13 protein-coding genes are annotated in these 15425 nt (G+C 31.8%); 1 reads left to right on the top strand and 12 read right to left on the bottom strand.

The window, feature by feature from the left end:
• Window positions 1–49: 49 nt before the first annotated feature.
• The 11 genes from ACYQ3D_RS11465 to ACYQ3D_RS11415 form a co-directional block, all read right to left on the bottom strand.
• Window positions 50–514: a GNAT family N-acetyltransferase gene (locus tag ACYQ3D_RS11465; protein ID WP_459838506.1), complete on the bottom strand. Its 465-nt coding sequence runs from the start codon at window positions 512–514 to the stop codon at window positions 50–52.
• Complete coding sequence (locus ACYQ3D_RS11460; protein ID WP_459838505.1) at window positions 511–1905, bottom strand: GlmL-related ornithine degradation protein; 1395 nt, start codon at window positions 1903–1905, stop codon at window positions 511–513. The genes ACYQ3D_RS11465 and ACYQ3D_RS11460 overlap by 4 nt, the downstream gene beginning before the upstream one ends.
• 17 nt (window positions 1906–1922) lie before the next feature.
• Window positions 1923–4121, bottom strand: coding sequence for a D-ornithine 4,5-aminomutase subunit OraE (oraE, locus tag ACYQ3D_RS11455; RefSeq protein ID WP_459838504.1), 2199 nt, complete (start codon window positions 4119–4121; stop codon window positions 1923–1925).
• Window positions 4118–4489: an ornithine aminomutase subunit alpha gene (locus tag ACYQ3D_RS11450; protein ID WP_459838503.1), complete on the bottom strand. Its 372-nt coding sequence runs from the start codon at window positions 4487–4489 to the stop codon at window positions 4118–4120. Before ACYQ3D_RS11450 ends, oraE begins: the two co-directional genes overlap by 4 nt.
• A gap of 3 nt (window positions 4490–4492) precedes the next feature.
• A complete protein-coding gene (gene ortB, locus ACYQ3D_RS11445; RefSeq protein ID WP_459838502.1) occupies window positions 4493–5911 on the bottom strand; it encodes a 2-amino-4-oxopentanoate thiolase subunit OrtB in 1419 nt (472 codons plus the stop codon).
• Window positions 5911–6216 carry a 2-amino-4-oxopentanoate thiolase subunit OrtA gene (gene ortA, locus ACYQ3D_RS11440; RefSeq protein ID WP_459838501.1) on the bottom strand — a complete coding sequence of 102 codons (306 nt, stop codon included), beginning with the start codon at window positions 6214–6216 and terminating at the stop codon, window positions 5911–5913. Before ortA ends, ortB begins: the two co-directional genes overlap by 1 nt.
• 19 nt (window positions 6217–6235) lie before the next feature.
• Window positions 6236–7285: a 2,4-diaminopentanoate dehydrogenase gene (ord, locus tag ACYQ3D_RS11435; RefSeq protein WP_459838500.1), complete on the bottom strand. Its 1050-nt coding sequence runs from the start codon at window positions 7283–7285 to the stop codon at window positions 6236–6238.
• A gap of 92 nt (window positions 7286–7377) precedes the next feature.
• Window positions 7378–8496, bottom strand: a complete 1119-nt coding sequence (ald, locus tag ACYQ3D_RS11430) for an alanine dehydrogenase (RefSeq protein ID WP_459838499.1) — start codon at window positions 8494–8496, stop codon at window positions 7378–7380.
• Window positions 8497–8813: 317 nt separating this feature from the next.
• Window positions 8814–10250 carry a Na+/H+ antiporter NhaC gene (gene nhaC, locus ACYQ3D_RS11425; RefSeq protein ID WP_459838498.1) on the bottom strand — a complete coding sequence of 479 codons (1437 nt, stop codon included), beginning with the start codon at window positions 10248–10250 and terminating at the stop codon, window positions 8814–8816.
• A 388-nt stretch (window positions 10251–10638) separates the two neighbouring features.
• The gene (locus tag ACYQ3D_RS11420) at window positions 10639–11718 is read right to left on the bottom strand and encodes an alanine/ornithine racemase family PLP-dependent enzyme (RefSeq protein WP_459838497.1); all 1080 of its coding nucleotides are present in this window, start codon (window positions 11716–11718) and stop codon (window positions 10639–10641) included.
• Window positions 11719–11986: 268 nt separating this feature from the next.
• Window positions 11987–12106, bottom strand: a complete 120-nt coding sequence (locus ACYQ3D_RS11415; protein ID WP_459838496.1) for an alanine:cation symporter family protein — start codon at window positions 12104–12106, stop codon at window positions 11987–11989.
• Window positions 12107–13043: 937 nt separating this feature from the next.
• On the opposite strand from ACYQ3D_RS11415, the gene ACYQ3D_RS11410 reads away from it, so the two are divergent.
• A complete protein-coding gene (locus tag ACYQ3D_RS11410) occupies window positions 13044–14810 on the top strand; it encodes a sigma-54 interaction domain-containing protein (protein ID WP_459838495.1) in 1767 nt (588 codons plus the stop codon).
• Window positions 14811–15007: 197 nt separating this feature from the next.
• On the opposite strand, the gene ACYQ3D_RS11405 is transcribed toward ACYQ3D_RS11410, so the two are convergent.
• Window positions 15008–15295: an AAA-type ATPase lid domain-containing protein gene (locus tag ACYQ3D_RS11405; RefSeq protein WP_459838524.1), complete on the bottom strand. Its 288-nt coding sequence runs from the start codon at window positions 15293–15295 to the stop codon at window positions 15008–15010.
• Window positions 15296–15425 lie beyond the last annotated feature (130 nt).

The following is a 15425-nucleotide window of genomic DNA, read 5'->3' as shown; positions in this document are numbered from 1 at the left end:
AAATTACCATCAAATCTTTAAACAATACTTCTTTTAAACTTTACTTAAATTAATCAGTTAAATCAATAACCATAATATCTACTATTTTATTATTGTACTCAACTGTCTCTAGTAACTGCCAACCTAAATTAAGATATAATCTCTTCTTATCACGGGTAAATAGGTAAATCCTCTTAACCCCTATTCTACGAGCTTCTTTTACTGCTCTCTTTATTAATTTAGTACCAATTCCTTGATTTCGATATTCTGGCTTAACATATACATCAGCCAACCAAGGAGAGTAATCTCGGTATGTACCCATATCGTGTTTTAGTAAAGAAGCAGTCCCAACTGGATCCCCACCCTTAAAAGCTATTAAAACAGTAGGCACCTCTTCTTTATTCAATCTATCTTTTAATCTAGTCAACCATTCCTTGCGACTACTATCCTCATAATAGCGACCCCACTGCTCAAACTGCCAATCATTAACTAATCTAACATATTCTTTATAATCGGCAAGATATTCTATCTTCATTTTGATCCCTCTTCCTCTATCATATCATCTGTAAGCTGTAGACTCTGCTTCATCAGATTAACAGCAGTTTCAGGATACTCCTTACCTAACACTCCTAAGGAAGCAAGAATATAATCTTCATCAATTAGCACCTGAGTATTTAAAGTAGGTAATAACTCTTTTTTAGCCTGCTTAACTCTAATCTTACCTAAAAGGCTCCGATTATTCTCTAGCTGTGTCAAGGCTCCACCAGTACCAATAATCCACTTCACCCGCGTTAAATCCTTACCACTAGCAATTGTAGTCCTTCCTGATGGGCCATATATTTCTTTTAAATTACCAGCATGACGTTCAGCAGAAGCCTTTACTGCTTCTTCAGTCAATTTTTCAATCAATTTTTCTTCTTCTTCACTCTTAGGAATTGGACTTCTGTTTTTCATCATTTCTCCAATTGAAAAACCTAATTCTTCTTCCAACTTTTCTTGCCCAACTCTTTTAACTACATTTTCAGCATTGACAAATACTCCTAAATCCCCCTCTACAGTTCTTTTAGCTACAGGTTCTGGACTAGTTAAAATTTGACTTATTTCTTCAGAACCTTCAGTAACTGAATGTAAGTCTGTAGTAGCCCCTCCAACATCAAATACTATTAAATCTTTAATTTCTTCTTTTAATAATTTTGCTGCATTCATAACAGCTCCTGGAGTAGGCATAATTGGTCCAGTAACCCATTCATCTATCTTATTCATTCCTGGAGCATGAATAATATGTTCTTCAAATACTCTTTGAATAACTTTCCTAGTAGGTTCTATATTGAATTGATCTATTTCAGGATAGACATTTTCTACTACTACTAATTTCATTGGAGTATCAGCAAAAATATCTTTGATTTCCTCCTGAATTGCTTTATTGCCCCCATAAATTACTGGTATACTTCTTTCTAACTTTGTTAACATTTTTGCATTATGAATAATCACTTCTTCTTCTCCGTAGTTTACTCCTCCTGCAAGTAAAATTATATCAGGTTGGTTATCTCTAATTTTTTTCAGATGTCTTTCTTTTAATCTCCCGGCAGTCACCATTTTAATTACTGCTCCTGCTCCAAGAGCAGCATCTTCAGCAGCTTTTACAGTCATATCATAAACTAGACCATGAACTGTCATCTTTAGACCGCCAGCAGCACTACTAGTTGCTAACATCTCTTCCCAATTTAAATCATCCACACTTAAATTATTCTCTAAATCTCCAATAGCTTTTTCTACTCCTTTTGTTACATCACCATCCAATACTGTAGTCGGTGCTTGACCTTGACCTATAAAATTAGGGGTTGGTGTCCCAACCCCATCAAAAGCATTGACTACAGTAGTAGTACTTCCAATCTCAGCTACTAATAAATCTACTGTAGACATCATTTATTAACCTCCTAATCTTACTTTTCTTCTCTTGCCCATCTTTCTTCTATCAAAAAGCTAGCTACATCAATCCCTTTAGTACCTTTACCAAAACCAGCATCCATACCACATTCAACTGCAATATCATTATTTATTTGAGTTCCTCCACCAGTTAAAATTACATCATCTCTAATTCCTTTTTCCACACATAAATCATGTAACTTCTTCATATTAGTTCTGTGAACTTCATTATGAGTAATAATAGTACTAATTAAAATAGCATCAGCATTAATTTCTATTGCAGCATCTACAACTTTATTGATTGGTACAGAAGTTCCTAAATATTCACACTCAATTCCATACTTCTCAATTCCACCATGTTTAATATCTATTATTTCTCTTAAACCTACAGAATGTTCATCATCACCAACAGTTGCAGCTACTATTTTCATTGGATTATCATCTATTTCTTGTCTAATTTCATCATCAGACAATAAATCTTCTTCCTCTGGAATATCTAAATTATCAGGATCAATACTAAAGTCAACTTTCCCTTTTACCTCTAATAAAGTCCCCTCTGCAGGATGCATTTGTTGTTTATGAATAACTTCTGGGTCTTTAAGTCCCATATTTTCAGCTACCTCTAATGCTGCAACCTCTGCAACTCTTTCCTCTACTGGTAATAATAAAGTAGTATTAACCCAGCCATCTCCAGCCCATTCAACTTCAGGCTTAATCAAATTATCTTTTCTATATTCCTTCGTTTCTTCTAATCGGTTATGAACATTATCTGTTTCATCTAATTCATCAATATATCGGATTTTATCTGGATTACATAACGTACATTCATTAACTAACTCACATGCTTTATCTATATTCTCAGGTAAATTGTTATATCCAAAGTGTTCACAAACTGGAGCCATATAATCCTCATCTCGTTTCACAATAGTACCGGCTCCTACCCCACCTTCAATATCTCTAGAAATTCCATCACTATTTCTAGCTGGGTACTCTCCAGAATCAACAAAGAATCCTTCAGAAACAGCATCAAAATAACCTCCTACTTCTAATATTTCTTCCATAAATAAGATTGCTCGTTCTTTTAATTCACGTGCTTTATCTCCTACATAACCATCCTTTTTAATTTCTATTAAATCTTTTAAGCCATCCATACCCAATAAAGCCTGTTTAGCTGTATTAACAGCATGAACATTATTATAATGCCAAGGCACATTTCGTCCTTCATCTGGTGTAATCGTACTTTGAATATCAGCAGAAGTCAAACGAGATAATAATATATTTAAAACATGAGTTACTGTTGCTTCCCGAGTACATGACTCAATATATTTTGTATTTTGCTGTGCTCTGAACTTAAATTCGCCAAATAATTCTCTTAATGCTACTGCATATGGTAAGTTTATTTTCAAATCAGGTGATGGAGACGCTACTGGTGGCACTGTAGAAAGTGCAATATTTTCTTTCGGCATTCCTACCTTAACTGAAAATATAGAGTTAATAGCATGCTGAACAAATAGCTCAGGCATTACTTTCCAAGCTTTCATAGCTGTTGCATTAGCATTATGAGCTCCATCAATCTGTAACATATCTGCACTAGCCATCAATTTTTTAGCAACTGCTGCATCTACAAAAGAACGTTGCATATTTACATTTCTATATAACACATTATATTGCGGATCTTGATGAGCTCCATTAACTCCTTCTTCTGCAAACATTAATCCAATATCTGGCCCAGCAACCCCACTTACATAAGAGTGAAAGTTAATTGGTCGCCCTACTTCATTTTCAATCATATCTATCGCCTTACGAGTAGCTCTTACTTGTTTTCTACTAATTGGTACTCCACCTACCCCTTCAGGGGTACCTTCAATTAATCCATCATAATGACTTTGGCCTGCTGTTCTAATTACCATTAAATGATCAGCACCATGCCAAGCAGCCATTCTCATCCTTCTAATATCATCTTCAAATCGACCAGAGGCAATTTCAGAGGTAATTATACAATCAGGTTGTGGATCTATATAATCAAAACTCCGTGCTGCAGGTAAAGGAATGCTATTATCTAATTCCTCTGAAACTTGTTTGTATTTAAAATCTCCAATCTCTGCTTCACCTTCAATCTGCTTTCTCCAAGTCCACCCTTTTCTTCTAGGACGATAATCTTCTAAACCATCCAGTATCTTTTCTAAATCTAACTTTTCATCTGGTTCTAAACTCATACTTCTTCACCTCCAAACAACTCTTCTAATTCTTTATCATACTCTTCATCTGCAATTGCTAATCCTACTTCTCTAATATCCAATCCTTCTTTTTTAGATAACTTCACTATTACGTGTCCAGCACCTTTTCCTAATAGTCCTTTATCTTGTATTTTATTTATAATTCCTTTAGCTTCTAAACTGTCAAATCCCATTCTTAATAATACAGACCGTTCAATAGAAGGAGAAGTATACTGCTCTGATAAATCAACTAAAGGATCAACTATTTCTTCAGCTAATTTCCAAAATCGATCATGAAGTTCCTCATCTGATAAATCAGCTAATTTTTCTCTTCTTTCCTCAAAATCATCCTTTCTTTCTTCTACCATTAATCACACCTCCAAACCTAAATTTTCTAAAGCTTCAATTACAAAATCCGTATCAGCTTTTATCTCCTCAGCTAAAAATTCTACTTCAACTTCACTTAATTGCTCAACATCATTCTTATTAATCATATGCTTTATATAGGAAGATTTTAACTTCTCTAAATCTATTTCTTCTGCATTTATTAGTTCAGGAGATTCAGGAATTATTATATTTTCCCCTGGTATCTGATCTTTAGGATTACCTTTCTTAATTTCTACACCATTTTCTTCTCTAGCAAATGTTAATTGGGCAGTAACATGCTTTCCAGCCCCGGTATATTCAGTTTCCTGGACTACTACTATTTCATCTTCGTCCATCTGTTGAGCAAGAGAAAATGCTGTAGCTAATGAAGTATTCCCAGCAGGTCCTCTTTCCATACCTTCTAATTGAGACAAAGCTTCAGTAAGATAAAAGACTTCGCCTTGAGAAACAGTTACATATCTATCCATATACCTCAAAGCTCGAGCCGCATTTCTTGGCACATCTGACCGATCTGGGAAAGTAGAAAATGGAATCCCAAATCCAGTATGTCCTGTAGTAAATGATTTTTTATTAAAATCCTCATCACTTGCCATATGCAGACCACTTAAATCTACACTAGATGCAATTATTTCTGTATCATTAGCACCTGCCTTTTTTAATCCCCTTGCTGTTCCAGTTAAATTTCCTCCTCCAGCATTAGTAACCACAACTGCATCAGGATCTTTACCAGCAACTTCTCTTACGTCTTCAGCAATTTCGTAACCTAAGGTTTCTACTCCTGCTATTGCAAATGGCGTATATAAAGAAGCACTAAAATATCCTGTCTCTTCTAAAACATTAAGGAAAGTATAAAATAGTTCAGGACCAACAGTTAACTGTAATACTTCGGATCCATATGTTTCACATTTTCTTGCCTTTTCTAATATTTCTGGTTGACCATATCCTCTACTATCAAAGACCTCCTGCACAATAATAGATTCTAATCCTCTCATATTAGCTTGAGAAGCTACTGCTGCTCCATAATTACCACTTGTAGCAGCTGCTACTCCTTCATACCCTTCTTGCTGAGCGTGATAAACAGATACAAAAGCCCGACGAGCTTTGTAACTTCCAGATGGACTAGCAGCTTCATCTTTTAGAAAGATTCGAGCTCCTTTTCCTTCAGGAGATAGAGCTTTAACAGCTTTATTAATATTTTTTAATTCATATAAAGGGGTATTACCAACTTTAGTTTTTCTTTTTAGTTCTTGTATTTTATCAAACGGATAAGAACCTTGTTTCATCATTTTATTATAATCAAAACTAATTCCTTCAGTTTCAAATTTATCATAGTCTATTCCTAAGGATTGCTTCATTATGTCATTTTTACGACTCATTAGGTCTGTATAACTCATGCCACCCATTATTTATCAGCTCCTTGAATAAGTTCTTGAAATTCTTTACCAACTGATATTAACTCTGGTATTGGTTTTCCAAAGTCATGTTCATATCTAGGGTTTTCAGCAACTAACTCCCCTTCTAAAGTTCTTCCTACAATCGTCTCAATTGTTACTTTATCTCCAATTTCAGCATCTTCTTGTAAGTATCCCTTAACCCATAAATCCAATGGAACTTCTTGAGTTTCTTCTGGTACTTGGGGAGCTCTTTCTCCTGCTTCTAATAAAGTCTGTTTAATCTGCACCCAAGAACCTTTTTCTATCTGTTTCATAACTCTATTCCTCCTTTTTTTATTTTTCTAATAAATTTCTCATATCTCCCATAATAGCTCTCGGAACTGGTAAGTCTAACATAGTCTTTAATCCTGGTCGAGCATTGATTGTATGTGGAATCATGTTAACACACATTGCTATTGTGCCAATTCCACCAGGTACTTCTGGATTAATTGACATATTTATATCAGGGTTTCCTTTAATTCTGATATAATCTCCTGTTTCTACATCTTCTTCTTTTGGCTCAATTTGTTGTGGGTGAATCATTTTGATCTTTTCTTCTCCATCCATTTTACCATTACCTAACATCTTTACTCCTGCTACATCTCCTGCTTTTACTTTTATATATTCAGTCTCTCGCTCTACATTAGTTACTATCGGAGTTTTACTCTGTTCAATTGGCTCGTCTAATTCCCAACCTAAAGCATCAGCAATCATTTGAATTGACTCTGCAAACCCTACATGACCAGCTATTGTATCTTCTTCAACACCTTTTTCAAATTCTTCTGTGGTAGTACCTACTCCTTGCTCTTCCATTACTGCCGGACCAAATGGAGACAAGCTATTAACTCGTTCTGCTTCGATCTCCTCTACACTCTCACAAGCCCCAGTTAATAATACAACTAATAAATCCATAATAAAGCCTGGATTAATTCCTGTACCTAAGACTGAAACTCCATTTTCTTTAGCTATGTTATCTATCTTTTCTGCTAATTCTGGCTCTTGTGCCTGAGGATAAGACATCTCTTCCGCTGTAGAAATCACATTTAGTTTATTCTCTAAACAAAGTTTGATTTTATCAAATGCATCTTTAGTAAATGAATCTGTAGCTAATAAAGCAAGATCAGCATCTTTTTCTGTTACTAATTCTTCAATATCATCATTAATTATAACTTCAGGGTGATCTCCTTGGTCTACATCTAATACATCAAACATACTCTCTTCCACTTTATTAGGATCTAAATCACAGACACCTACTATGTTAACTCCATCTTTTTTTAACAACATTTCTGCCATGCCACTGCCCATAGCACCAAATCCCCAAATCACTATTTTTATAGGTTCCATTTATAACTGCCTCCTTATTGATATATAGAAGGCAAAAATTAAATTTAACTCTCGCCTTCTATATATTTTAAAATTCATTTATAAGCTCTTACTTACTTAGTTAATAACTGTTCAGCATCATAATGATCTAAATCAAAAGCTTCAGCTACTGCTTTATAAGTTATCTTACCATCATAAACATTTAATCCTTTTAATAATGCCGGATCATCTAATAGTGCATCTTTATATCCTTTATTAGCAAGATCAATTGCATAAGGTAAAGTTACATTTGTTAAAGCATAAGTAGAAGTTCTAGCTACTGCTCCTGGCATATTCGCTACTGAGTAATGAACTACTCCATGCTTAGTAAATACAGGATCATCATGAGTTGTTGGATAAGTAGTTTCTACACAACCACCTTGGTCAATAGCTACATCTGTAATTACTGCTCCTTCTTTCATATCCTTAATCATATCTTCTGTAACTAAGCTAGGTGCCTTAGCTCCAGGAATTAAAACAGCACCTACTACTAAATCTGCTTCTGTTACTTCTTCGTAAATATTATACTTATTAGACATTCTAGTTTTTACATCTCCATGGAAGATATCATCTAAATATCTCATTTGGGCAGGGTCTACATCCATAATTGTTACATCTGCTCCTAAACCATGTGCCATCTTAGCAGCATTTACTCCTACAATTCCTCCACCAATAACTACTACTTTAGCTGGACTTACACCAGGAACTCCACCAAGTAATACTCCTCTTCCTCCTTTTGGCTTTTCTAAAAACTTAGCTCCTTCTTGAGTAGCTAATCTACCTGCTACCTCACTCATAGGAGTTAGTAATGGTAAAGAACCATCTTCTAATTCAACTGTTTCATAAGCAATAGAAACAACATTCTTTTCTCTTAAAGCATCAGTTAATTCTTCTTCAGCCGCTAAGTGTAAATAAGTATATAAAATCTGACCTTCCTTAAATAAGTCATATTCTTCCGGTAATGGCTCTTTAACTTTCATAATCATATCTGCTGTTTCAAATACCTCTTCATTAGTCTCTAGAATTTTAGCTCCTGCTTCTATATAATCCTCATCTGAAATTCCACTACCTACCCCAGCAGACTTTTCAATTACTACCCTATGTCCTTCATTAGTTAAGGCTTCTACCCCGGCAGGTGTTATTGCCACTCTGTTTTCATTATTCTTAATCTCTTTTGGTACTCCAATAATCATTTTTAATTCCTCCTTAATTTATTTAAGTTATTTATCATCCGAATCACTTATATTTAAATGCAAGTTACATACCAAATTTCTTAGCAGATAGATCATTTTTAAATTTTTTTCTCTATCCCTATTATTACGCACCTGACTGACTGTTTATTTTTATTTAATGCTCTAGTTAATCTTCTTTTAATCCTAAAATTAAGAATAAAACGAAAAATAATTTGCAGTAATTCGCAAACTATTTTTCTAAATTATTGATCTAAAGATTAATTGGACTCTTATTATTTACAAACTATTAACTTCAATTTAATTCTAAATAATACTCCCTAATTAGAAACTGTTTCTTCATAATCTTCTAACTCTATATCATCTTCAGATTCGTCATCATCTATATGATCAATAGTTATTCCTAGTATCCCAAAAATCAAGGAAATAATAGGGGTTAGCCAAAGGAAGAATGCATATGGAGCATAAGCAATAGTTGCTATTCCTAAAGTACTACTCATATAAGCACCGCATGTATTCCACGGAACAAGAGCACCAGTTAAAGTCCCACTATCTTCCAAAGCCCGAGATAAATTTTTAGGATGTAATCCTCTATCCTCATATGCTTGAGCATACATTCGTCCAGTAACAACAACTGACATATATTGTTCAGAAAGAACTACATTCATCCCAATTGCTGATAAAAGAGTAGTTGCAATTAAAGCCCCATCAGATTGAGCTTTCTGTAGAATTTTGGATACTATAACCTTTAATTGGTTTGTATTTTCCATAATTCCTCCAAACATCATTGCTGTTATTACAATTGAAATTGAATATAACATATTAGTAAAACCACCATTAGTTAAAAGATTATCTAAAGACTCTACTCCTGTGTTACTAACATAGCCATTATAAGCAGAAATTAAAATTTGCCCGAAATTATTCCCCTGGAATATCACTCCTAAAAGGGCCCCAACAATAATCCCTATTGAAATAGAAGGAATTGCTGGTATCTTTTTAACAGCTAACGTAATAACTACTGCTGGTGGAATTAAAAGTAATAAACTAATATTAAACTGATTGTTTAGTCCTACTAATATCTCATTCACTCTAGTCATAGTTTGTACAGCCTCTCCACCGTACATAAACCCTAAAACCGTTTCAATAATCAAAACTATAACATAACTCAATCCAGTAGTATAGAACATATGTTTAATATGAGTAAATAAATCAGTACCTGCCATTGCTGGAGCTAAATTAGTAGTATCAGATAACGGAGACATTTTATCCCCAAAATATGCCCCAGATAATATAGCACCAGCAACCAAATGCATCGGCATACCTAACCCTTTTCCTACCCCCATTAAAGCAACGCCAATAGTTCCAGCAGTACCCCAAGAACTCCCTGTAGCCACAGAAGTTATTGAACAAATTAAAACTGTTGCTACTAAAAAGAACTTAGGACTCAAAATCTTTAACCCATAATATATCATTGTTGGAACGACGCCACTTAATATCCAAACCCCAACCAAAACTCCTATTATGGAAAGAATTATAACTGCTTGTAATGCATTGCTTATACCATCCATCATCCCTTGTTCAATTTCTTCCCATTTATAGCCTGCTCTATATGCCATCAATGCAGCTACAAAAGCTCCTAAAAGCATAGGTACATGTGGAGCTGTTTCATATTTAACAATAGCAAGACCTATTGAAACTATTAATGAAAAAAGTGAGATCAAAGCTTCCCAAATAAAAGGTTCTCTTTTACTACTCATTTTTTTATCCCCCTATATGTTTAATTTTTAGACTATTCTTTATAATTCCCAATATTTAATTTTATGTTTAATAATTACTAAAGATTTATTCTCCACCCCACTTTTAATTTAAATACTTACATCCTCAACCACTTAATAGCGTAAGTTTGGTTCCAAAACTAAAAAACTGCTCCTTTTATTAATTAAATATTACCTTATCTATTGATAAAACAACAATATTGTGTTTTCTATCTTATTTTTTGAATATATATAATTTTCAAAATTTTATAAAATAAATTATACAAATATTCTTGTGCTAATTATACATTTTTTGAATATATATAATTTTGAAATCAAAATCACCTCCCTACTGATAATACACTAACTTAAAATTAATTTAGATACAAATTTATAAATAAGTAGTAGTAACATATTGCGAGGTCATTGCTCTTAATAAAGCTCCATAATTTAATTTAAATTTTAAAACATCACCTACTTTTAAATCTCTGTTAGATTTAGTTACATCAACTATCAAATGGTCACTACTACCACCTTCTACTTCAATCTTTTCATCTATAGGAGTTAATCCTTCAATGGCTATATCTTGTCTACCAATTCCCAATATTGCTCTTTGTCTAATTCCAGTTTTATTTATCAAATTTTCTTCACCAAAAGCATTCTGTCCTCTTTTGCCTTCAGGCTGTGCCGGTTTATCCTTTAATTCAATAATTTCAGCTGCTAATAAAAAAGCATCTTGATAGGTATTAGGAAATGGCTCTCTATTAATTACATTACTTCCAAGTAAAATAGTCTCACCTACACGAAGTTGACTAATAGCTTCAGGCAAACCAACCTTTTTTAGTCTTGGCAATGAACTACTATTCCCTCCAGAAATATAATTTAAATTTAATCCAAATTTTTGATTAATTTTATCTTGTAAATCAACTAAAAGCTCCATGTTCCTATCTGAAGGTAAAACACCACCAAAACAAGCCAAATTAGTTCCTAATCCAATTAGTTTAATATTAGATAGATCAAGTATTTCTTTTACTGTAGAAAATAATTTATCAGGCATAACTCCTTCTCTTCTATCTCCTACATCTACCATAAGAATCACTTTATGTTTTTTTCCAAATTTAATAGCCGCTTCATTTAATGCTTTAATTACTTTCACTTCTGAATTAAGACTTATATCTGCATATTTTACCACCTTATTAACTTCACTTAGCATTGAAATTCTAAGCATCATTAATTGAATATCTTCTAAATCTAAATTCTCTTGTAGATATTTTAAATTTTCAATTCTAGAATCTGCTAATCCTTTAACTCCACCAGCTAACATAGCCTTAGCAACTTTTAAATCAGCACAAGCTACCTTAGTTACACCTGTAATTTCTATACCTTCATTACCAGCTAAATTCACAATTTCTTCTGTATTGGATATTATTTTATTTATATCAACTTCTATTTTCGGATTGTTAACCTCCATCAGTACCTTCCCTCCTCGTTAGAATCAATATCTTTTTTCGCTATTACCAATCAACCTCAAGACTGAATATTTTAAAAGTTCAGGTGCTACATTCAATTATATCTGCTGACCACGTCCCACTTGTTAATATAGCCACAGTTATCCTTGTAACTGTAGATGATAAATTAAAAGTTCCTTTTGCTGAACCAGCAACTGAATTTGCTTGTACCATTATACTTGGAACTAACTCTATCATCAATCCAAAGGAAAACATAATTGCTAATGGTTTTCAATCTAATCCTTTTTTTATATAATACATTGGTCCTCCACCAACCCATTGCCCTTCTTCGTTTTTCTCTCTGTATTTAACTCCTAATACTATGCCACCTCCAACTAACATAATTAACATTGGAAGCCCTCAAATCCAGTTGGAAGTTGCAGTAACTATTTCTAATAATTTTTCCTTTAATCCTCCTCCTGATAGTTAAATTAACTAACTAGTTATAAAAGTGAGCTCACTTTAAACCTTACTTATATAATTATATATTCTGAGGTGCTGATTATAATTGCTTATAACCTTATGCCTCACTTATATTATTATAAATCTTAGTTCATCTTTATTGAAATGCAAGTTTCATTCCAAAGATAGATATTAATATTGATTCCTTTAAAAAAATTGAATAGTAACCAATTATTACTTCTAAGTAATTATTAATTTAATTTATATTAATGTTTTTTCTATTTTAATAAATAAAATATTAAAAAATTAAGAAAATTAACGCAAGATATTTTGCATATTAATAATTATTTTGCATTATGTTATCTAAAATATTAATATTTTAAAAGTTCTTCTATAGTATTAAAAAGAATTTTAGGCATTACTCCATATCTTTAGCTTTTAATGCACAAAAACTCATATCAGATATATAAGGATAAAACTTTTTAATCTCTATTTGTTTATCATAATCAGATTGTACCATGTTAACAGATTTATTTACTGTCTTTAAAAAACTTTTTTCCTTTTCACCTTGGTCAAGTTCAAAGCCAAATCTTTAACTTGAAATTTTACCTCTACTATAATTATAATGCAATTTCTATTCCAAAACTAAGAGTTATAATTATACATAAACAACTCTAAATATGTTCCTATGTCGTATATTTATAATTTTAAAATTATTATTAAAAAAACATTATTAAAAAATATTATTACAATGCACAACAATTTGTATTACTTGCTTAATAATTTGCATTGATTAATTTGTGAGCTGAAATTACTTATGATATGATAAATTTGAATAGTAATTTAAATTTATACTATAATTTTATATCCTACAAAGGAGGTAAAAATGACTGTTTCTAAAACAAATTTATTAAATAAAGCTTTGTTAGAAGGAATCCCTGGAGGAATAGTTATTGTTGATACAGATAAAAAAATTGTAGCAATCAACGATTTAGCCTTAGAATTATTAGAAATAAAAACTAAAAATATTATTGGTAAAAAAGTAACAGAAGTTATCCCAAATACTAAAATAGACCACGTTATAGAAACTAAACAACCACAATTGAACAAATATCAATCTCTAGAAAATAATAGAATTTTAACTAATAGAGTTCCTATTTTTAATAATAATGAAATAATAGGAGTAGTAGCTTATTTTCAAGAAGTAAAAGAAGCAGAAGAAATAGCTAAAAAACTAGACAGTACCCGCAGACTTAAGAAAAATTTAGAAGCTGTTTTAAATTCAATTGATGAGGGTATTCATGTAGTAAATGAAGAAGGGAAAACTATCTTCTACAACTCTAAAATGTCTAAATTAGAAAATATAGAAAAAGATAAAGTAATTAATGAAAAGTTATTAGACATATTTCCTTCCTTAAACCAAGAAAGTAGTACTCTAATGAAAACCTTAGACTCTCAAGAAGCAATTCCTCAACATAAACAAAGTTATACTAATTATAAAGGAGAAAAAATTACTACTATTAATAGAACATTACCTATAAATTTAGATGGTCAATTTATTGGAGCTTTAGAAGTAGCTAGAGATGTTACTAAACTAAAAAAATTATCAGAAAAAATACTTGATCTACAGTCTGAACTATATAATACAAAAGAAGAAAAAGATAAGCAAAATTTAAATAATGGAACCAATTATATTTTTTCAGATATAATTGGTAATAATTGGGATTTAGAAGAAAAAATTAAATATGCCAAAAGAGCTTCTAAGACTTCTTCTTCAGTTTTAATCTCTGGTCAAACAGGTACTGGAAAAGAATTATTTGCTCAAAGCATTCATAATGCTAGTCCTAGGAAAAACAAACCTTTTATTGCACAAAATTGTGCTGCTTTGCCTAAAGATTTATTAGAAGGGATTCTCTTTGGAACTAAAAAAGGTGGTTTCACTGGAGCTGTAGACAGAAAAGGACTTTTTGAACAAGCTAATAAAGGGACTTTATTACTAGATGAAATCAATTCGATGGGATTAGAATTACAAGCTAAATTATTAAGGGTACTACAAGAAGGTATAGTTAGACCAATTGGAAGTAATAAAGGTATTAATGTTGATGTTAGAATCATAACTACAATTAATAAACAACCTTTAAAAGCTTTTAAAAATAATGAATTAAGAGAAGATTTATATTATAGACTCGCTACAGTTAATCTTCATTTACCTCCTCTTCAAAAAAGAAAAAATGATATTCCTTTACTAGTAGATCATTTCATCAAAAAATTCAATCAAAAATTTAATTATAATATTAAAGGAATTACTAAAGAAGTTAAGGAACTCTTCCTAGAATATAATTGGCCAGGTAATGTTAGACAACTAGAACATGTAATTGAAGGGGCAATTAACATTATAGGAAGAAAAGGAAAGATACAGAAAGAACATGTAAAAACTTTTATGCTCAATATGAAAAAAGAAAAAACAAATGATTTAAATACTATTAATAAAGATAAACCACTTCCTAATATTATAGAAAATCTAGAACAAAACTTAATTAAAGAAGCCATAAATGAAACTTCAGGAAATATCAGTGAAGCAGCAAGAAAATTAGGAATTAAAAGGCAAACTTTGCAATATAAATTAAAAAAATATAATTTAAATGAAAAATAAAAACTAATAAGGGACTTTATCTCTCTAAAATTTTATCATCTATAATCTCTTCATTATCATAACGAATTGTGCTAGTTAAATTTGTCTATGGATTTTTTATCTTCTAGCACAATGAGTTATCATACTAATTAGTCCTCCTACTAATCCAGCTACATGTAGTTGAATTAGTAAATACTGCTAATTGATAAGATTTTAATTTAAGAAGGTAAATCATTAATTGTCACCTTCTCTTGGCAAGTTTCAGTTACAGCCTCTATACAATTTTTCAATTCTCTAATATTACCAGGCCAACTATAATTATATAATCTAATTACTACTTCTTTAGTTAACTTTAGATTATTACTATTAAATTTATTTAAAAAGAAGTCAATTAATAAAGGAATATCCTTTCTACGATCCCTTAAAGGAACAACTTGTAACGAAAGTACATTTAATCTATAGTACAAATCTTCTCTGAATTTTCCCTTGTTAACTAATTTATTCAGATTTTGAATTAGCTGATCCTACAAGTTTCACAGAAACTTTTCGTGATAAAAAGCATCCCCTCATAGCACACAACTGACAACTGATATAAAAAAAAGGTACCAGAAAATTCTAGTACCCTGTAATAATATT

The sequence above is a fragment of the Halanaerobaculum tunisiense genome (genome assembly GCF_054657635.1).
The sequence above is the reverse complement of the archived record's forward strand: the minus strand, read 5'-3'. Positions and strand labels throughout refer to the sequence as shown.

Excerpts from the sequence above, each read along its gene's own strand:
- ACYQ3D_RS11465 (WP_459838506.1), bottom strand. The coding sequence starts at position 514 with ATGAAGATAGAATATCTTGCCGATTATAAAGAATATGTTAGATTAGTT.
- ACYQ3D_RS11460 (WP_459838505.1), bottom strand. The coding sequence starts at position 1,905 with ATGATGTCTACAGTAGATTTATTAGTAGCTGAGATTGGAAGTACTACT.
- oraE (WP_459838504.1), bottom strand. The coding sequence starts at position 4,121 with ATGAGTTTAGAACCAGATGAAAAGTTAGATTTAGAAAAGATACTGGAT.
- ACYQ3D_RS11450 (WP_459838503.1), bottom strand. The coding sequence starts at position 4,489 with ATGGTAGAAGAAAGAAAGGATGATTTTGAGGAAAGAAGAGAAAAATTA.
- ortB (WP_459838502.1), bottom strand. The coding sequence starts at position 5,911 with ATGGGTGGCATGAGTTATACAGACCTAATGAGTCGTAAAAATGACATA.
- ortA (WP_459838501.1), bottom strand. The coding sequence starts at position 6,216 with ATGAAACAGATAGAAAAAGGTTCTTGGGTGCAGATTAAACAGACTTTA.
- ord (WP_459838500.1), bottom strand. The coding sequence starts at position 7,285 with ATGGAACCTATAAAAATAGTGATTTGGGGATTTGGTGCTATGGGCAGT.
- ald (WP_459838499.1), bottom strand. The coding sequence starts at position 8,496 with ATGATTATTGGAGTACCAAAAGAGATTAAGAATAATGAAAACAGAGTG.
- nhaC (WP_459838498.1), bottom strand. The coding sequence starts at position 10,250 with ATGAGTAGTAAAAGAGAACCTTTTATTTGGGAAGCTTTGATCTCACTT.
- ACYQ3D_RS11420 (WP_459838497.1), bottom strand. The coding sequence starts at position 11,718 with ATGGAGGTTAACAATCCGAAAATAGAAGTTGATATAAATAAAATAATA.
- ACYQ3D_RS11415 (WP_459838496.1), bottom strand. The coding sequence starts at position 12,106 with ATGTTAATTATGTTAGTTGGAGGTGGCATAGTATTAGGAGTTAAATAC.
- ACYQ3D_RS11410 (WP_459838495.1), top strand. The coding sequence starts at position 13,044 with ATGACTGTTTCTAAAACAAATTTATTAAATAAAGCTTTGTTAGAAGGA.